This is a genomic window from Rhodopseudomonas sp. BR0G17 (genome assembly GCF_010907025.1).
GTDB lineage: Bacteria > Pseudomonadota > Alphaproteobacteria > Rhizobiales > Xanthobacteraceae > Rhodopseudomonas > Rhodopseudomonas palustris_H.
Genome location: NZ_QUML01000027.1, coordinates 1 through 16316 on the forward strand (window position 1 = coordinate 1; position 16316 = coordinate 16316).

Annotated in this window: 24 protein-coding genes; 17 read left to right on the forward strand and 7 right to left on the reverse strand. The window is 63.8% G+C overall.

From position 1 onward, the window contains the following. Positions 1-291 precede the first annotated feature (291 nt). Positions 292-1464, forward strand: coding sequence for a zinc-dependent alcohol dehydrogenase (locus DY467_RS18710; protein WP_164638172.1), 1173 nt, complete (start codon positions 292-294; stop codon positions 1462-1464). A 161-nt stretch (positions 1465-1625) separates the two neighbouring features. On the opposite strand, the gene DY467_RS18715 is transcribed toward DY467_RS18710, so the two are convergent. From DY467_RS18715 to DY467_RS18725, 3 genes are all read right to left on the reverse strand, one after another. Then, entirely contained in the window at positions 1626-2117 is a 492-nt protein-coding gene (locus DY467_RS18715; protein ID WP_164638174.1) for a ferritin-like domain-containing protein, read from the reverse strand. 83 nt (positions 2118-2200) lie between these two features. Next, positions 2201-2806 (reverse strand): cysteine hydrolase family protein, encoded by a 606-nt coding sequence (locus tag DY467_RS18720; protein ID WP_164638176.1) that lies wholly within the window; start codon positions 2804-2806, stop codon positions 2201-2203. Beyond that, positions 2803-3174: a hypothetical protein gene (locus DY467_RS18725; protein ID WP_164638178.1), complete on the reverse strand. Its 372-nt coding sequence runs from the start codon at positions 3172-3174 to the stop codon at positions 2803-2805. The genes DY467_RS18720 and DY467_RS18725 overlap by 4 nt, the downstream gene beginning before the upstream one ends. A 116-nt stretch (positions 3175-3290) precedes the next feature. Between DY467_RS18725 and DY467_RS18730 the strand changes: the two genes are divergently transcribed. Together DY467_RS18730 and DY467_RS18735 are read left to right on the forward strand one after the other, a co-directional pair. Then, on the forward strand, positions 3291-3707 hold the full coding sequence (locus tag DY467_RS18730) for a hypothetical protein (protein ID WP_164638180.1): 417 nt from the start codon (positions 3291-3293) through the stop codon (positions 3705-3707). 1 nt (position 3708) lies between these two features. Next, positions 3709-4752 (forward strand): patatin-like phospholipase family protein, encoded by a 1044-nt coding sequence (locus DY467_RS18735; protein WP_246701580.1) that lies wholly within the window; start codon positions 3709-3711, stop codon positions 4750-4752. A 209-nt stretch (positions 4753-4961) separates the two neighbouring features. On the opposite strand, the gene DY467_RS18740 is transcribed toward DY467_RS18735, so the two are convergent. After that, positions 4962-5747: an SDR family NAD(P)-dependent oxidoreductase gene (locus DY467_RS18740; protein WP_164638182.1), complete on the reverse strand. Its 786-nt coding sequence runs from the start codon at positions 5745-5747 to the stop codon at positions 4962-4964. Positions 5748-5864: 117 nt separating this feature from the next. On the opposite strand from DY467_RS18740, the gene DY467_RS18745 reads away from it, so the two are divergent. Further along, a complete protein-coding gene (locus DY467_RS18745) occupies positions 5865-6602 on the forward strand; it encodes a DUF72 domain-containing protein (RefSeq protein WP_164638184.1) in 738 nt (245 codons plus the stop codon). Positions 6603-6606: 4 nt separating this feature from the next. Here the strand turns inward: DY467_RS18745 and DY467_RS26730 are convergent, their stop codons facing one another. Beyond that, on the reverse strand, positions 6607-6729 hold the full coding sequence (locus DY467_RS26730) for a hypothetical protein (RefSeq protein WP_263991434.1): 123 nt from the start codon (positions 6727-6729) through the stop codon (positions 6607-6609). A gap of 127 nt (positions 6730-6856) precedes the next feature. Here DY467_RS26730 and DY467_RS18750 point away from each other — a divergent pair, with 127 nt between their 5' ends. The 3 genes from DY467_RS18750 (at position 6857) to DY467_RS18760 (ending at position 8158) form a co-directional block, all read left to right on the forward strand. Continuing rightward, a complete protein-coding gene (locus DY467_RS18750; RefSeq protein ID WP_164638186.1) occupies positions 6857-7009 on the forward strand; it encodes a hypothetical protein in 153 nt (50 codons plus the stop codon). A gap of 27 nt (positions 7010-7036) precedes the next feature. Beyond that, complete coding sequence (locus tag DY467_RS18755) at positions 7037-7231, forward strand: hypothetical protein (protein WP_164638188.1); 195 nt, start codon at positions 7037-7039, stop codon at positions 7229-7231. Positions 7232-7363: 132 nt separating this feature from the next. Next, positions 7364-8158 (forward strand): Crp/Fnr family transcriptional regulator, encoded by a 795-nt coding sequence (locus tag DY467_RS18760; RefSeq protein ID WP_164638190.1) that lies wholly within the window; start codon positions 7364-7366, stop codon positions 8156-8158. Between the two features lie 108 nt (positions 8159-8266). On the opposite strand, the gene DY467_RS18765 is transcribed toward DY467_RS18760, so the two are convergent. After that, positions 8267-8554 (reverse strand): hypothetical protein, encoded by a 288-nt coding sequence (locus DY467_RS18765; protein ID WP_164638170.1) that lies wholly within the window; start codon positions 8552-8554, stop codon positions 8267-8269. Positions 8555-8735: 181 nt separating this feature from the next. Here DY467_RS18765 and DY467_RS18770 point away from each other — a divergent pair, with 181 nt between their 5' ends. The 3 genes from DY467_RS18770 (at position 8736) to DY467_RS18780 (ending at position 10243) form a co-directional block, all read left to right on the forward strand. Then, positions 8736-9611: a manganese catalase family protein gene (locus DY467_RS18770; RefSeq protein WP_164638192.1), complete on the forward strand. Its 876-nt coding sequence runs from the start codon at positions 8736-8738 to the stop codon at positions 9609-9611. Between the two features lie 69 nt (positions 9612-9680). Continuing rightward, on the forward strand, positions 9681-10142 hold the full coding sequence (locus DY467_RS18775; RefSeq protein WP_164638194.1) for a hypothetical protein: 462 nt from the start codon (positions 9681-9683) through the stop codon (positions 10140-10142). Then, the gene (locus DY467_RS18780) at positions 10139-10243 is read left to right on the forward strand and encodes a DUF1236 domain-containing protein (protein ID WP_246701581.1); all 105 of its coding nucleotides are present in this window, start codon (positions 10139-10141) and stop codon (positions 10241-10243) included. The genes DY467_RS18775 and DY467_RS18780 overlap by 4 nt, the downstream gene beginning before the upstream one ends. Before the next feature lie 38 nt (positions 10244-10281). Here DY467_RS18780 and DY467_RS18785 read toward each other — a convergent pair whose 3' ends face one another. Next, a complete protein-coding gene (locus tag DY467_RS18785; protein WP_107344039.1) occupies positions 10282-10506 on the reverse strand; it encodes a hypothetical protein in 225 nt (74 codons plus the stop codon). 368 nt (positions 10507-10874) lie between these two features. Between DY467_RS18785 and DY467_RS18790 the strand changes: the two genes are divergently transcribed. The 7 genes from DY467_RS18790 (at position 10875) to DY467_RS18820 (ending at position 16312) form a co-directional block, all read left to right on the forward strand. Continuing rightward, positions 10875-11642: a Crp/Fnr family transcriptional regulator gene (locus tag DY467_RS18790; RefSeq protein WP_107344038.1), complete on the forward strand. Its 768-nt coding sequence runs from the start codon at positions 10875-10877 to the stop codon at positions 11640-11642. A gap of 8 nt (positions 11643-11650) precedes the next feature. Next, positions 11651-12328: an HWE histidine kinase domain-containing protein gene (locus DY467_RS18795; protein ID WP_164572313.1), complete on the forward strand. Its 678-nt coding sequence runs from the start codon at positions 11651-11653 to the stop codon at positions 12326-12328. Between the two features lie 136 nt (positions 12329-12464). Beyond that, positions 12465-12662, forward strand: coding sequence for a hypothetical protein (locus DY467_RS18800; RefSeq protein WP_107344037.1), 198 nt, complete (start codon positions 12465-12467; stop codon positions 12660-12662). Between the two features lie 75 nt (positions 12663-12737). Continuing rightward, positions 12738-14639 carry a PAS domain S-box protein gene (locus DY467_RS18805; RefSeq protein ID WP_164638196.1) on the forward strand — a complete coding sequence of 634 codons (1902 nt, stop codon included), beginning with the start codon at positions 12738-12740 and terminating at the stop codon, positions 14637-14639. After that, positions 14636-15004, forward strand: coding sequence for a response regulator (locus DY467_RS18810; protein WP_107344035.1), 369 nt, complete (start codon positions 14636-14638; stop codon positions 15002-15004). The genes DY467_RS18805 and DY467_RS18810 overlap by 4 nt, the downstream gene beginning before the upstream one ends. A 67-nt stretch (positions 15005-15071) precedes the next feature. After that, positions 15072-15932, forward strand: coding sequence for an SDR family oxidoreductase (locus DY467_RS18815; RefSeq protein WP_164638198.1), 861 nt, complete (start codon positions 15072-15074; stop codon positions 15930-15932). 131 nt (positions 15933-16063) lie between these two features. Further along, entirely contained in the window at positions 16064-16312 is a 249-nt protein-coding gene (locus DY467_RS18820; protein ID WP_107344033.1) for a DUF378 domain-containing protein, read from the forward strand. Positions 16313-16316: the final 4 nt, after the last annotated feature.

The window sequence follows — 16316 nt, forward strand, 5'->3', positions numbered from 1 at the left end:
ACCACCCCCGCCGCCGCCGGCTCCACCGCCGCCACCACCGCCTTGGGCCATCACTTGGCTGGCGCCAAGCGCCAGCACTGCAAGCACGGCCATCGCTGTCGTCGTCTTCCGCATCATCGTCGCTCCTGTCATTGTTCTGATTGCTGAGTTTTCGCAAAGGCCAACGGAGCTTCAGAGACGCCGTTCCTAACTAACCAGTCGCGTCTTCAGGTCGCGGCGTTCCAGCCCAACAACAGGAACAACCGACCATGTTCGGCTTTTCCCCTCGCCATCAACGACGAGGAACTGCAGATGAAAGCTCTGACCTGGCACGGCAAGAACGACATCCGCTGCGAGAGCGTGCCGGATCCTAAAATCGAACACGGCCGCGATGCGATCATCAAAGTGACGGCCTGCGCGATCTGCGGTTCGGACCTGCACCTGATGGACGGAATCATGCCGTCGATGCAGAGCGGTGACGTGCTCGGCCACGAGACCATGGGTGAAGTCGTCGAGGTCGGTTCCGAGAATACCAAGCTCAAGGTCGGCGATCGGGTGGTGGTCCCGTTCACCATCTCCTGCGGCGAATGCTTCTTCTGCCAGCGCGGCTTCTATTCAGGCTGCGAGCGATCGAATCCCAACGCCAAGGCGGCTGAGAAGATGTGGGGCCATTCGCCCGCTGGCCTGTTCGGTTACTCGCATATGCTCGGCGGCTATGCCGGTGGTCAGGCCGAGTATCTGCGCGTGCCGTATGCCGACGTCGGTCCGATCAAAGTGCCCGATGGTCTGACCGACGAACAGGTTCTGTTCCTGTCCGATATCTTCCCGACCGGTTTCATGGCAGCGGACTTCTGCAATCTCAAAGGTGGTGAAACCGTAGCAGTGTGGGGCTGCGGCCCTGTCGGCCAGATGGCGATCAAGAGCGCCTTCCTGCTCGGCGCCGAACGCGTGATCGCGATCGACACAGTGCCGGAGCGCATGGAGATGGCGCGACAATCCGGCGCGATCGTCATCAACTTCATGGACGACGACGTCTACGACAAGATCCAGGATCTCACCAACGGCCGCGGTGCCGATGCGTGCATCGACGCGGTCGGAACCGAAGCCGCCGCAATGGCGAGCTTCGACTCGATGGTCGACCGCGTGAAGATGGCCACCTTCATGGGCACGGACCGGCCGCACGTGTTGCGCCAAGCGATCCACTGCTGCCGAAACTTCGGCACAGTGTCGATCGTCGGCGTTTATGGGGGACTGCTCGACAAGATCCCGATGGGTTCGGCGATCAACCGCGGCCTGACGATGCGGATGGCGCAGACTCCGGTGCAGCATTATCTGCCGCAACTGCTCGGCCGCATCCAAAAGGGCGAGATCGATCCCTCGTTCGTGATCACCCACCGCGCCACGCTGGAAGAAGGCCCGGAACTCTACAAGACCTTCCGAGACAAGAAGGAGGGCTGCATCAAGGTGGTGATGAAACCAAGCTGAGCGGGCTCAGCCACTAACCGACATGCAACGACTTCATCATGGCCGGGATCGCCCCGGCCATCGTCGGTCTTGGGGGACCGAGTGCCATCAATGCAGGGCAACCAACGCAAATGGCCGGGCTGAGCCCGGCCACAGTCTTCCGATTTATCAGGAGTGCAAGCTCAGGCCGCCTGGGCCTGAACGTAGGATCGTGTGACGCTGTCGATATTCTGGTCGATCCACGCCGCCATGGCTTCTTCTTCCTTCAGCGACGCCTGCAGCAGCGGCTTGGCCGAACCGAAGCCGGCGATGTCGGCGAGCGCCAGCAGCGATTTGTAGGCGGCAATTTCGAAATGTTCGAAGGCATTGTTGGCGGAGGTGTTCTTCAGGATCTCGTCGGGCATCACGGTGTGAGCCAGCGCCGCCATGTTGCCCATGAACGACTGCGTGGTGTCCTTCAGCATCGAGGCGCTTTCGCCGCAGGCGGACAGGCACTCGTCGAGCCGCTTGAGCTGGCCTTCGGTTTCCTGCAAATGCTGCTGCACCCGCGCCTTCACTTCCGGATAGTCGTCGAGCCGTTCGGACTGCCGCTCCATCATCTCCCGCGCCTGGGTCTCCATGGCGTGGGCGTTGCGCAGCCCGGTAACAAAGATCTCACGTGCGTCCTGAGCCATTCTTCAGTCTCCAGTTGAAATGATCGCGCGTTCAACGTGGCCGGATGTGCACCGTTCCTATCGGAACTAGGCCTTCGTCTGCGTCAAAACTTCCAGAGATCGAACAACATTTCCCGACTGACGAGATCGATCTGCTGGCCGTATCGGGTGCGGTACATCGTCATCAGTGCGTCATGACCAGGGTCGGACGAGCTGCACAGCGCATCCTCGACCAGCACGACGCGAAAGCCGAGATCGACGGCATCGAGCACCGTCGCGAGTACGCAGACGTCGGTTTCGGCCCCAGAGACCACAACGGTACCAATGCCACGCTCGACCAGAAGCGATGCCAGAGGTGAATGCTTGAAGGCGGAGTACACCGGCTTGTCGATCACCTGCGCAGGCGGCACCAGGCGTTGCAACTCCGGCACTAGGTCGAGCTGTTCCGGCTCCAGATTGGGCCGCAAAGCGGCCTCCCAGCGCTGGTAGTAACGCTGCCACCGCCCCGGCCGCTGCTCCGGATGCTCGGGCGTGATGAAGCGGGTGAAGATCGTTGATCTCGCATAGTGGTTCGAGACATCCACGACCACCGGCAGGACGCGCTCCATCCACGGCGTCTCCCACACACCGCCGCGCGCGAAGATCCGCTGCATATCGACGCAGAGGTGGATGGCAGCCTCGATCGGCTCGGCCGGTGGCGGCTTGATCATGATGCGATCTGGCACGCTGTGCGCGGGCGCAGCTCCGTGATGGCCGCCAGGATCAGCGCAGCGATGCCGATCACGGCGCTGATCACCCCGAGGAGTGATAGCCAGAGGAAGATGCCAAGGGCGAGCATTGCAACGCCAAACACCAAGTCGAGCGCTAGATGCCACGGCATCGGCACTAGCCGCACGACGCCCCACTCGTAATCAGTGATCAGGCTGTAGGTGATTCCCGCGCAGCCCACCGCCGCGAATACCCAGCGCGGGCCGCCCTGCTCACCGGCCATGAACGGCAACGCCAGCACCAAAACCGACACCAGATAATCGATCGCGCCGTGAAGGCGGGTCGGGATCACACGCACGTCGCTCTCCATCGTGGATACGCAAAGAACCGTCGGCCTCCGGCCACGTTCCAATCCGGCGCCCAGGCTGAGTTGGAACGCTGCACGATCGGCATCGTTGGCGGGTGAACCTGATGGAGAGCGTACCGATGACTTCTGCCTCCCTGCAAATGACGCCAAGCGAATCCCGCCGGCTGGCCCGGTTCCTCGGATGGGTGTCGCTCGGCCTCGGCGCGGCGGAGGTGCTGGCGCCGCGTCGTCTCGCACGCGCGCTCGGCATGGAAGGCAACGAGCATCTGCTGCAGCTCTATGGCGCACGAGAGATCGCTTCAGGTGTCGCCATCCTCACCACCGAGTCGGCCGCATCGGTTTGGAGCCGGGTCGGCGGCGACGCGCTCGATGTCGGCACGCTGGCGCTACAGCTCCGCCGCGATAATCCGAAACGCGGCAACGTCGCGCTGGCCCTCGCGGCTGTCGGTGGCATCACCATGCTGGACTGGGCCTGCGCGCAGGCGCTGACCGACGATGCCCGGCGCCGCAATGGCCACGCCTCGGAGGCCACTTAGCTTGGCCGCGCGCCCCGACCACAACGACGGCACCGTCACAGTCCTGGTGTTCGCCGGCGGCCTCAGCCTCGCGGCGTATCACGGCGGCGCATTCGAGGCTTTCGCACAGCGAGCTCAGCCGTTGCACTGGCTCGCAGGCTCCTCAGCCGGCGCAATCACCGCCGCGCTGATCGCGGGCAATCCGCCGCCTCGTCGCATCGATGCCTTGCGCGAGTTCTGGAGTCTGACCCGCAGTGAACCCACTTGGTCGCCACTCCCGCATCTGGAAGGCTGGATCAGCGCGGTGACGGCACATCTGATCGGCGACCCGAACCACTTCCATCCGCGGTTGCCGGCACCGTTCGGCTTCCGGAGTCTTTACGATCTCGGACCGATGCGCCGCCGGCTCGCGCGGTTGATCGATTTCGGCCGCATCAATGGAGGCGACCTGCGGCTCTCGATCGCCGCCACCGACGTCTGCAGCGGAGACCCAGTGATTTTCGACTCCCACCGCGAGCCAATCGAGCTCGATCACCTGCTGGCCAGCTGTGGTTTCTTGCCGGAGTTCGCGCCGGTGACGATCGGCGTTCGGACACTGGTCGACGGCGGGCTGTCGCTGAATGCGCCGTTCGATCCGATCCTGGCCGAGTCCGTGGGGCCGCTGCGGCTGTTCGTGCTGGATCTGTATGCACGCGACGATCATCCGCCTGCCTCGCTGGAAGCGGCGCTCGAGCGCAAGAACGACCTGCTATTTGGCAATCAAACCTACCTGCGTTTGAAGGACAAGATCCGGATCAGGGCGCTCGAGCGCAGCGCCGCCGGGGCAGCGGAGTTCCAGGACGAGACTACCCTGTTGAGCTATCGCGCAGGCCCGAGCGAACCGGGGCCGGAGAAGAGCTTCAACTTCTCCCGGCGCGCTTTGGCGCAGCGGTGGCAGACCGGGTACGACGATATGGTGGCGGCGCTTGCACCCGGCATCCAAGCGATCGACGGTCTCCGCGTGATCCGACGTTCCGCCACACCTCCTCAGGCTGCCGCGCTGCAGCCGGCCGCGCAACTCCGTTGAGTTGTCGGCGAACATCGCACCGATGCCACCCGACCGCTGCCATCACGTCAACGCCGTGCATGGGCGCGATCTTGCTTGCTGCGCATGTCGGAAGGCGGGCGCGCCGTCAGGGTCAGGCGGGTATCTCCGCCCGCACATTGGTGATTGCCGCCACAAACCGCCCGGACATCCGCCGGATGCCCGTTTCAATCGCCTGTGTCACGGGCGCCTCAGCGCTTGGCGCTGCCGGGCTCCGCCATCTTGCGATGCTGGCTCGCCAGCACACCGGACGGGATCACGTTGGCCGCCGTGGTCTGCAGCTTGTTCTTCCATCCGCTGACGACATCGCCCTCACCACTCATCATCGCGTCGAACCCGATCCGGGCGACCTCGCCGGCATCGTCCTTGTCGGCAGTACCAACCGCCGTATCCAGCATGTCGGCACGGCGGAAGAACTCGGTGTCGGTGACCCCAGGCATCAGGCAGGTGACGGTCACCTTGGTGTCTTTCAGCTCGTCACGTAGCGCGAAGGAGAACGAGTTGAGGAACGACTTGGTGGCGTTGTAGATCGCCTGGAAGCTGCCCGGCGTGAAACCGGCGATCGAGCCGGTGATCAGGATCCTCCCCGCGTTCCGCCGGCGCATCTCGTTGCCGATACGGTGGACCAGCAGCACCGTGCCGGTGACGTTGGTGTCGATCACCTTGCGGGCTTGCTCGATGTCCTGATCGAGAAACGCGTGTCCGAGCCCGCGGCCGGCATTGGCAATCAACGCATCGACCGGCCGCCCGTTGGTCGCCTCCGCCAGCCGGTCGACGCCCTGCTGGGTCGACAGATCGGCCTGCACCGGCTCGACCGAGACGCCGGCAGCGCGCAGCTCGGCGGCAGCCTTTTCGATCTGCGGTTCATCCGCCGCGATCAGCAGATCGAAGCCGGCTTGGGCGCAGCATTTGGCGAGCTCGAAGCCGATGCCGGTGGAAGCTCCGGTGACGACGGCGAAGGGACGTTGTTCGGTCATGACATGCTCCGATGGTTTCGCGGTCAACCGGCGCCACTATCGCCCGTTCCTCGCCAGCAGTTCGGAACCAGCACAGCGGACGCCGCTTGTCGCGAAGGCAACCTGGAGCACATCGTCTTGGCGCGGATCTTGATCGGCACATCGGGATGGCACTATCAGTCGTGGCGCGGGCCGTTCTTTCCCGACGGCTTTCCGATCAAGCACCAGCTGCAGTACTACGCCAGCCAACTCGCCACTACCGAGCTCAACGGAGTGTTCTATCGCACCCCGACGCCAGCCGCCGTGCAGTCCTGGCACGACCAGACCGGCACAGACTTCGTGTTCGCCTGGAAGGCCTCGAAGTTCATCACGCATTGGAAACGGCTGTCGGAAAAATCCGCCAACAGCCTCGCGCTGATGGAAGACCGCCTGGCGCTACTCGGCGATAAGGTCGGCCCGATCCTGTTTCAATTGCCGCCGCAGTTCGAAATCGATACAGGCCGCCTACGCGACTTCTTGCCGATGCTGTCCGCGCGGCGACGTTACTCCTTCGAATTCCGCCACCCGAGCTGGTACACAGCGGAGGTGTTCAGACTGCTGCGCGGTGCCAACATCGCGCTGTGTCTTTCGGATCACCACGACGCGCCGGCGCCGTGGCGGCGCACCGCAGATTTCGTCTACATCCGTGGACATGGTCCGGGCGGCCGTTACAAAGGCCGCTATTCTGTCGCGGCCCTGGAACACTGGGCCAAGCGCGCCGCAGGCTGGAAGCGCGCGGGCCACGACGTGTATGTCTATTTCGACAATGACCAGAAAAGCGCAGCGCCGGGTGACGCGCTGCGGCTTCAGGCGATGGTGAAGGCACATCGGCTCTGAGTTTTCAGCCGAATACGCCCAGCAGCCAAGCAACGATGGCGATCAGCGGAACCACGGCAACCGCGATCATCAGCAGTGGCGCAGGTTCATTACCGGTGCGTTTGGCGTCGAGCTTGTCGTCTTCCATGGTGTCCCTAAGTGCCGAAACGGGCAGTTGTTCCTGTGGCGGAGCGAGTTCAGCAACCTCCAGGAACGCCCCCGATCGCCTCGCGTTCACGGCACAGGAGGATCAACCATGACCAAGCGACCACCAATTGCGCCGGACAATCGCAGCTAAGGGCCCGGGCGCCGATCCTGTTTCGGCGCCGCACGATGATCGCGGCGTCCGCGACGTCGATGCCGAGCGCGGCAAGCGCGACAACATCGAACAGAACACCCACAGCCAAGGCTATCGGCAAGATCGCTGATCGGCCTCACACATTGAGGAAGCCCACATGGCAAACCGTACTCGCCTGACGCATCCGACCGACACGCCGATCAACGGTCGCGAACCGTCGTTCAGTGAGGACGATATTGCTCGGGAAGAACTCGGCTCCACCACCGACGGCAGTCAGCGGGACGGCGATCGCATGACGCCGCAGCGTGCGAAAAAGACGCCACGGAACAACGATCCCGGCCACACGGCCTGAACCGTTCGTCTCAGTCGTACTGAGCCGCGCCGCATCGGCCGGTCAATATCGCTCTATATCCTATGATAAAGACCGCGGGGTCACGGCTCGCTACTCTGCGCTGCCGTGATCGTCAGTGAGAGTGAACCGCCGATGCGAACTGGCTTCGCATTCACCAATTTGGCCAATCGTCTCACCAGTCTTGCGGAGCTGTCCGACCAGGACCTCGAACTGCTTGCCAGCATGCCCGCCACCATTCGGCATCTCAAGCCGCACGAACGCCTCCGCCAAGGTGAACGCTCCGACGATTGTTGCGTCGTGCTGCAAGGCTATCTGTGCTGGCGCGAAGGCGACCGCGGAGATGCGTTGATCACGTCGATCCACGTGCCCGGCGACGTGCCGGACTTACACACGATCCTGGCGCCGAGCCGGCAGGCGACGCTGAATGCGCTCGGTCCCGCCGTGGTGGCGCTGGTGCCGCATGCCTTCTTCCGATCGATCGCGGTGCAGAGCCGCCAGATGGCGCATGCTCTGGCGATGCTGGCGCTCGCGGACGTCTCAGCGTTGCGAAACTGGGTGGTCAATCTCGGCGCCCGCGACTCGCTCACCCGTGTCACGCATTTGCTGTGCGAGATCGCCACGCGGCTGCAGGCGGTCGGCCAGGCGCGCGACTACTGCTTTCCTTCGCCGTTCACACAGTCGGATCTTGCCGCGGCTTGCGGCATCTCGGCGGTTCACGCCAACCGCATCATTCAGGATCTGCGCCACAGCGCTTGGTTGCAATGGCGATCGAAGACGATCACCATCACCAATTGGGATGCGCTCGTGCAAGTTTCCGGATTTACCCCGGACTATCTGCATCTGCGCCGCGTCCCGCACATCGAACGGTCCTGCGAAACCATCCCCCATCGGACCGCCGATCGCGGCGATCAGATCGCGACTCTTTAGACTAGCGCGCTTCATCGACGGTGCCGCATGTCTTCGGTCGGGTTTGCGGCCCAACCCCTGATACGCGCGTCGGGCAATCAAGCCAACGTCCTGCCCTTCTGCTATATCCTACGACTGCGGCGATTGCTCGGTGCGCGGATGGCGCTCGTGCAGCAGCTTGGCGAGCTCATTCCGCTGCTCCGGCGCGTTTCGCATCGCGATTTCGAAGATCGCCTCCTGCAGATCGCGCGGCAAGTCGCCCCACACTTCCAGCACTGCGCCGCCGAGCTGATCGCGGAACAGCGCCTCGCCGTTCTGTTGCTTCCTCTGCTCCTGCTGCGCGAGCTGCCGGTCGATCGTCTCTCGCGATCCTTCGGCCGGCTGTTTGTCGAGCAGGCTCTTGATGGTGTCCTCCATCGCAATCCTCCCTGGTGATGATCACCACCAATCAATGTCTGCATCCAACGTTCCCGATCAGCGGACGATCAGCAGGTGTTCAATTAGGAACGATGGTCCGGACGATCGGTTGGCCGACCAGCTGACGACGAGCCTCAATGCGGCTCGCGCCGGAATTCCCAGAGCTCGAAAGGACAACTCGATGTACTACCATGACAAGCGGCTGCAATATCCTGTCCGTGTCGAGAATCCCGATCCTCTTTTCGCCCGACAGCTTCAGCAGGCGATTGGCGGCATCGAGGGCGAGATCCGGGTTTGCTTGCAGTACTTCTTCCAAGCCTGGGGCGCACGCGCGCCCAACAACAAGTATCGCGACCTACTGCTCAATACCGCGACCGAGGAGATGGGGCATGTCGAGATGCTGGCGACCGCGGTCGCGCTGAACCTCGAAGATGCGCCGCTGAGCGCAAAGGAAGAAGGGGCCGCCGACAAGGTGGTCGGCGCGGTGATGGGGGGCGAAAGCACGCGCCAGGTACTCGAAGGCATGATGCAACGCCATCTGCTCTCGACCGGCCTCGCAGCCTTCCCGGCCAATTCCGACGGCGTGCCGTTCGACTGCTCGCACATCTACGCCAGCGGCAACATCGCCGCCGATATGTATTGCAACGTCGCCGCCGAAGCCACCGGGCGGACGCTGGCGGTGCGGCTGTTCAACTCCACCTCCGATCCCGGCATGCGGGACATGCTGCACTTCATGATCGCGCGCGACACCATGCATCAGCAACAATGGCTTGCGGTGATCGAGGAACTGGGCGGCACCGCGGCGCTGCCGATCCCGAACAGCTTCGATCAACGCCAGGAGCATCAGCGCTTCAGCTACTTCATGATGGGCACTTCGCGCGACGGCACGCCGCCGCCGGAGGGACGGTTCTCCACCGGCCCCTCGATGGACGGCCGCGGCGAGTTCTACGCCGGTCATTTCGAACCGCTGGGAGAAGAACCGGTGCTCGGCCCGGCCCGTCCACTCTCCGGCGCGCAGAGCGAACAGATCGACTCCAAGGCGCTTGCCGCTGAATGATCATGTGCCGATGAGCGCGGCGCCCCGCGCTCACCGGCTCATCCTCGTGAGTTCTATTGGATAGATCACATGAACGATCGAAGAAGGCGAGCTGGCAACCGCGACCTCGGCGGCAACCAGCGCATGATGCTGGTCGCGGCCGTCGTCGCCGCAGTGCTGTTTCTCGGCGTGCTTGGCTGGTCGTTTTTCGACAATCCACTCGGCCGCGCGCCCGGCAGTGCGGGCGGCTCGGCGGGCCGTGACGTCACTACGCTTCCCAGTAAGCAAGCACAGCGCTCCGGCGAAAGCACGGTCGGCAAAAACGACCCCGGCGGCCAGCCCGGCCCAGCGGGCGAGCGCCAGCGAGCGATCAAAGGTTCAGCCCAGCCGCTGTCGCTGTCGGACGATCAACGCCGCCAAGTCAGCGGCATCATCGCCGGCCAATCGGATCTGCAGCGCGCCGACCAGGCAAGGTTTGAATTGATGATCGGCGTCCTGGTCCCGACCAGATCACACTTAGCGATCTGCCGCCGGAGGTTACAGAGATCATGAACGGGTATTGGGGCGATCAGTGTCTGGTGGTGTCGGACCGGCTGGTGATCGTCGACCGGCAGACCCGCCGCATCGTGGCGCTGGTTCCGCTGGCTGCTTGATCGGGCATGCAGCGGATCACAAAACCGCTCCGCGCCCGTCAGTCGGCGCTGGGAGCCTCTTCGGGCGGGCGCCGCAATGCGCGCCGGCCAGCTGCTTCGAAGTCGCCGAGGGTGCGGCGCCCCTCGCGGGCGCAGGTCAGGATTGCTTCCGCCACCCGCGCCCGGACGGCGTGGTCCTCACCGTCAGGCAACGTCCCGCAAATCCGCTCAAGAGCGACCGTCATGTTGGCGACGGTCCGGCTGTCGAAATCGTCTTCGATCATCACTCTCTCGGCCGAAATGCGCTAGGTGGCTGGTGGAACGGACGCTGAGAAGAAGTCCACAGGATTGATTGGCAGCATAGTATCGGTCTCCGGCCAGCGTCTCTAACTTAGGTGAAACCCCGCCGACGCCAGAACCGAAGCTCAAGCAGCGATATGGCCAGGCACGCGAGGGAACCAATTCGCGAAGGGCGTGTTGCGATGCAGTCGTCCCGTGGTGTGAGCTTCCCGAGGATTTGTGCGACAACGCGCCATGGCGATGGTGTTCCGATGTGCTCATGCGGGTGATTGCAGGGGTCGAATTGATTGATAAATGTTAGAGCGCGGGTTTCGACATCGCCCTGATCGAGCCATTCGTAAAAGGTGTACCGATGGTTCACCCGTTTCTGCGTAAGCTCCGACACGGAGCACGACTGACCAAAGAGCACGAGGAGACCCTCCTCCGGCTGACGCAGGTGGCCCGCACCCTCGGCGCCCGCGAAGATGTCGTGCCGCTGGGCGGACAGCCGCGCTATCTGCCGCTGGTGGTCGACGGCTGGGCCTGCCGCTACACGACGCTGGAGAACGGCCGCCGCCAGATCATCTCGCTGTTCCTCCCCGGCGACCTTTGTGAGCCGTTCGGCGTGCTTCCCCGTTTCATGGACCATGCCATTGGCACGCTGACGCCTTGCGTGATTGCGCAGGTCCGCACGGATGCGATCCGTAGCGTGGCGCAGCTCAGCCCCCGGATCGAAGAAGCGCTGTGGTGGGACCTGCTGGTCGCGTCCGCGATCGAGCGCGAACACCTCGTCAGCCTCGGGCGCCGCAGCGCCACCGAACGGCTCGGCCACCTGTTCTGTGAGCTGCATCTACGGCTGGGGATGATCGGCCTCGTAGATGGCGACGAGCTCTCCTACGACATGCCGATCACCCAGGCCGATCTCGGCGATCTGCTCGGCTTGTCGATGGTGCATATCAACCGCTCGCTGCAAGAGTTGAGAAAAACCGGCATGATTTCACTGCGGGGTCGCCGCCTGACGATTCACAACCTCGAAGGCTTGCGCGAATTGTCGTTCTTCGACGACGGCTACCTGCATCTGTTCGGCCCGCTGTCGCTGCTGAATGCCGACAACCCCGACATCAGCCAGACTTCGCTGTGAGCATGCGCATGCCGATCGACGACACCAACAGCCGGATCGCTGAACTTGAAGCGGACAACCGCCGCCTGCGGCGCCTGCTGGACCAACGTGACGCCCCGGGCGAGCTGCGGCACCGCCTGCGCAGCACCATGGCCATGCTGCGCACGATCATCCGCAAGTCGGCCGGCGCCCGCCGCGATCTCGATTCCTATGTCGGTCATCTGGAGGACCGGCTTGACGCGCTGATGCGTGCCCAGGCCGTTGCCGACGAACAGGGCGCCATCGACTTCCACAAGCTCCTGGCCGACGAATTGCTGCACTATCAGGTCCGCGACGGCGAGCGCGCCACCTTCGCCGGGCCCGACCTGCATCTGCAGGCCCGCGCCGGCCAGGTGCTCGCTCTTGCCGTCCACGAACTGGCGGTGAACGCCGTCGAGCACGGCGCCCTCGGCGGTAACGGCAGCATCGCGATCTCCTGGACCGTCGACGGCGACGGCACAGCCCCGCTGCTGACCTTCGTCTGGAAAGAAACTGATACCGCGGCTGTTCCCCAGCCATCCCACAACGGCTTTGGCACCGAGGTGCTGACCCGCACGCTTGGATACGAACTCAAGGCCGAGACCGACCTCGCGTTCGAGCCGGACGGGTTTCGCTGCACCATCCGGTTTCCCTTGTCGGAACGGATCGGGCGGCGCGGCGCAAACTGAGAATTGTCAAGTAGTCTTGACAATTTGCCGCCCGGTTGGCGCCGTTGTGCGCCTTCTTTTGCGGTTCAATTAGCATAGGTGAATGCATCCAGGGTGCTCCGCTTCTAGCCTGATCCCAACGACGAAAGGGATCTGCGTGAAGAAGCGTCGCAACCGAACCAAGCAGCATCTGTCGCTCGAGCAACGGCTGTCGGTGTTTTCCGACCGCTGGAAGCAGGAAGCCGAAGAGAGCGGCGATCACGAGGCTCACGAGAACTGGGAACGCCGGGCACGGTCGATGGAGGCCGCGCTTGGAATCATCGCTTGGCTAGAATCCCGCGAAGCGCGCCGCTGACAGCACGGTGAATCGGCCCAGGAACGCCTGCTCCCTCGCGGGGGTGAAGGCGCCGATTCTCACCGGAGTCCGGCGATGGACGATCACCAACAATGGCGAAAGCGGCAGCGGCTCCTGGCCGACTTTGGTGAGTTTGCGCTTCGCAATGAAAATCTCACCGACGTCCTGACCGAAGCCTGCCGCCTTGTCGGCGACGCCCTCGGCACTCATCGGGCGAAAGTTCTGGAAATCGAAAAACGTACCCAGAGCCTGTTCGTGCGCGCCGGCGTCGGCTGGGACGCCGGCATCGTCGGCAACCTTCGCCTGCCGATGCGCGAACTCACGTCCGAGACGTTCTCGATCGAGGCCGGCGTGCCCGTCACAAGCCGCGATGTCCGGACCGAGGCGAGGTTCGAGCTGCCAGCCTTCCTGAAGGCCGCGGGCGTCGTCGCGCTTGCCAATGTGCCGATCTTTCTGCCGGGCGGCCGCCCTTATGGCCTGCTCCAGGTCGACAGCCGCAACCCCCGCGACTTTTCGCAGGATGACGTGGAATTCCTTCGCACCTACTCCACCATCCTCGGCCCGGTGATCGATCGTCTCAACAAAGTGCGCGCGCTCCGTGAAGCCGAAGAACGGTTCCGGGTGATCGTCGAAGCCGCCCACGACTATGCGATCTTCACCACCGATGCGGTCGATCGGATCATCGACTGGCTGCCCGGGGCCGAAGCGGTGTTCGGATGGACGGCTGAAGAAGCCAAAGGCCGATCAGCCAACATGTTGTTCACACCGGAGGACCGGGCCCGCGGCGAGGATGTCAAGGAGATCGAGACCGCCCGGCGTGAAGGCGCGGCGCCGAACGTCCGCTGGCACGTACACAAGGACGGCTCACGTGTGTTTATCGAGGGCAGCGTCACCAGCGTTCGGGGGCCCGACGGACAGGTCCACGGCTTCCTCAAGATTGGTCAGGACGTCACCGAACGTCGCCGCAATGAAGAACGGATTCGCGAGAGCGAGACCCGGCTGCGCGTCGTGATCGAGGGCATTCCGCAACAGGTATGGCAGGCAGCGCTCGATGGCAGTTGGATCTGGTCGAGCCCGCAGTGGAGCGACTTCACCAGCCTGCCGACCGAGCGGAGCGTTGGCTTCGGCTGGCAGGACGCCGTGCATCCAGACGATCGGCCCCTGGCGCTGAAGGCGTGGTCGGAGGCCCACGAAGCCGGGGCGTTCAAGACCGAGTACCGGATTCGGCATGGCCACACCGACAGCTATCGCTGGTTCGCGATCAGGGCAGCGCCGGTGCGCAACAGCGCCGGCGAAATCCTGAGCTGGCTCGGAACGTCCACCGACATCGACACCCTGCGCCGGATGCAGCAGCGGCAGGAAGTGATGGTGACCGAGCTGCAGCACCGCACCCGAAATCTGATCGCCGTCGTGCAGTCGATCGCCGGGCAGACGATGTCGACCAGCCGGACGATGGAAAGGTTTCAATCGCAGTTTAACGACCGGCTGGCGGCGCTCGCCCGCGTCCAGGGGCTGCTGTCACGCTCAGCGCAGGAACCAATTACCATCGCCACGCTTGTGCGGGTGGCGCTGGATGCCTTGGGCGCAATCGACAGAACCCGCGTCGCGATCAGCGGTCCCAACGTGCCGCTGCGCAATTCGAGCGTTCAGACCCTGGCGCTGGCGCTGCACGAACTGGCGACCAATGCCCGCAAATACGGGGCCCTGGCGATCCTGACCGGGCGACTGGACGTCATCTGGCAGGTTCGCATGCTGCCATCCGGCCGCCAGCTCGAACTCGTCTGGATCGAACACGGCCGCAGCCCGGAACAACCCGATACCCAGGGCGAGCAGACCGGCGGTTATGGCCGCAGACTGATCGAACGCGCGCTGCCCTACGCGCTGAGCGCGACCACCACATTCGAGTTGAGAGACACCGGCGTGCGATGCACGATCAGCCTTCCTCTCGATACGACCGAAGCGGAGCAGGCGCCATGAGCAGTCCATCCTCAGCCCTGTCCGGCCGGCGTATTCTCCTGGTCGAGGACGAGTACTTCATCGCCGACGACATGGTGCGCAAGTTCGAGGAAAGCGGCGCAGAGGTGGTGGGCCCGTTTTCGCGAGTCGAGGACGCGATGGCTGCCCTTTCATCGAACCCGCATCTCGACGGCGCGGTGCTCGACATCAATCTGCAAGGCAGGATGGTCTTCCCGCTCGCCGACGAACTCACCGCGCGCGGCGTGCGGTTCGTGTTCGCGACCGGCTATGACCACCACACCATTCCGCCGCGGTTCGATCACATCGTCCGCTGCGAGAAGCCGGCGGATCCTGAAACGGTGATCAGCGCGCTGTTCGATACCTGACCGATCGGCCCCGCCAAGGAACAGCCACGCTCCCCCGCGGTTAGCGCTGCAACATGAGGAGCAGCCGATGACGCAGACTTACCCGGAGCCGCCCTACCCGAGCCAGCGCCAATCGATGCCGGGCTCGACCGACGAGATGACGCCGCGTCCTGATCACGGCGAACACAGCTACAAGGGCTCAGGCAAGCTGACCGGAAAGGTCGCGATCATCACCGGTGGCGACAGCGGCATCGGACGTGCGGTCGCGATCGCCTACGCTCGCGAGGGTGCCGACCTGCTGATCGCCTATCTGAACGAGGACGACGACGCGCAACAGGTGAAGGCGCTGGTCGAGGCCGAGGGCCGCAAGGCCGTGCTCGTGGCCGGCGATATCAGCCAGCCGGATCATTGCCGCAAAACAGTTGACCGCGCCGTCAAGGAACTCGGCGGCATCGACATCCTGGTCAACAATGCCGCACATCAGGCCACCTTCAACGATATCGGCGACATCAGCGACGAGGAGTGGCAGACCACGTTTGCGGTCAACATCCACGCGATGTTCTATCTGACCAAGGCCGCGGTGCCGCACATGAAGCCGGGCAGCGCGATCATCAACACCGCGTCGGTCAATTCCGATATGCCGAACCCGATCCTGCTGGCCTACGCCACGACCAAGGGCGCGATCCAGAACTTCACCGGCGGCCTGGCGCAGATGCTCGCCGACAAAGGCATCCGCGCCAATGCGGTCGCCCCCGGCCCGATCTGGACGCCGCTCATTCCATCGACGATGCCGGAGGACTCGGTAAAGAACTTCGGCAAACAGGTCCCGCTCGGCCGCGCCGGCCAGCCCGCCGAACTCGCCACCGCCTATGTGATGTTGGCCGATCCGCTGTCCAGCTACACATCCGGGACGACAGTGGCGGTCACCGGCGGCAAGCCGTTCATCTGAGATGCTCAGCGATGCCGCTTGATCTCGAAGCAGGTACGACATTTCTAATCGCGCAAACTCAGCGCGCATCTTCGCTTTAGGAACGCGCCTCTCTCCGCACTGTTGGATCACCAACATCAACGGAGAAAACCATGCGCATCATCAACGCCCTGACGCTTCTGCTGATCATCATCGGCGGCTTGAACTGGGGACTCGTCGGCCTGTTCGATTTCGATCTCGTCACCGCAATTCTCGGTAACGGCGCGAACGAGACAGCGACCTCGTCGGCCGCCGCGCGGATCGTGTACATCCTGGTGGCACTGTCGGCGCTGTACCAGATCGTGTCGCTGTCCCGCCTGCTGTCGTCGCGTGGTGCGAGCTACGGCACCAGCACCTACTGACGGA

Coding starts and splice junctions, on each gene's coding strand:
- DY467_RS18710 (WP_164638172.1), top strand. CDS start 292: ATGAAAGCTCTGACCTGGCACGGCAAGAACGACATCCGCTGCGAGAGC.
- DY467_RS18715 (WP_164638174.1), bottom strand. CDS start 2,117: ATGGCTCAGGACGCACGTGAGATCTTTGTTACCGGGCTGCGCAACGCC.
- DY467_RS18720 (WP_164638176.1), bottom strand. CDS start 2,806: ATGATCAAGCCGCCACCGGCCGAGCCGATCGAGGCTGCCATCCACCTC.
- DY467_RS18725 (WP_164638178.1), bottom strand. CDS start 3,174: ATGGAGAGCGACGTGCGTGTGATCCCGACCCGCCTTCACGGCGCGATC.
- DY467_RS18730 (WP_164638180.1), top strand. CDS start 3,291: ATGACTTCTGCCTCCCTGCAAATGACGCCAAGCGAATCCCGCCGGCTG.
- DY467_RS18740 (WP_164638182.1), bottom strand. CDS start 5,747: ATGACCGAACAACGTCCCTTCGCCGTCGTCACCGGAGCTTCCACCGGC.
- DY467_RS26730 (WP_263991434.1), bottom strand. CDS start 6,729: ATGGAAGACGACAAGCTCGACGCCAAACGCACCGGTAATGAACCTGCG.
- DY467_RS18755 (WP_164638188.1), top strand. CDS start 7,037: ATGGCAAACCGTACTCGCCTGACGCATCCGACCGACACGCCGATCAAC.
- DY467_RS18760 (WP_164638190.1), top strand. CDS start 7,364: ATGCGAACTGGCTTCGCATTCACCAATTTGGCCAATCGTCTCACCAGT.
- DY467_RS18765 (WP_164638170.1), bottom strand. CDS start 8,554: ATGGAGGACACCATCAAGAGCCTGCTCGACAAACAGCCGGCCGAAGGA.
- DY467_RS18770 (WP_164638192.1), top strand. CDS start 8,736: ATGTACTACCATGACAAGCGGCTGCAATATCCTGTCCGTGTCGAGAAT.
- DY467_RS18775 (WP_164638194.1), top strand. CDS start 9,681: ATGAACGATCGAAGAAGGCGAGCTGGCAACCGCGACCTCGGCGGCAAC.
- DY467_RS18780 (WP_246701581.1), top strand. CDS start 10,139: ATGAACGGGTATTGGGGCGATCAGTGTCTGGTGGTGTCGGACCGGCTG.
- DY467_RS18785 (WP_107344039.1), bottom strand. CDS start 10,506: ATGATCGAAGACGATTTCGACAGCCGGACCGTCGCCAACATGACGGTC.
- DY467_RS18790 (WP_107344038.1), top strand. CDS start 10,875: ATGGTTCACCCGTTTCTGCGTAAGCTCCGACACGGAGCACGACTGACC.
- DY467_RS18795 (WP_164572313.1), top strand. CDS start 11,651: ATGCCGATCGACGACACCAACAGCCGGATCGCTGAACTTGAAGCGGAC.
- DY467_RS18805 (WP_164638196.1), top strand. CDS start 12,738: ATGGACGATCACCAACAATGGCGAAAGCGGCAGCGGCTCCTGGCCGAC.
- DY467_RS18810 (WP_107344035.1), top strand. CDS start 14,636: ATGAGCAGTCCATCCTCAGCCCTGTCCGGCCGGCGTATTCTCCTGGTC.
- DY467_RS18815 (WP_164638198.1), top strand. CDS start 15,072: ATGACGCAGACTTACCCGGAGCCGCCCTACCCGAGCCAGCGCCAATCG.
- DY467_RS18820 (WP_107344033.1), top strand. CDS start 16,064: ATGCGCATCATCAACGCCCTGACGCTTCTGCTGATCATCATCGGCGGC.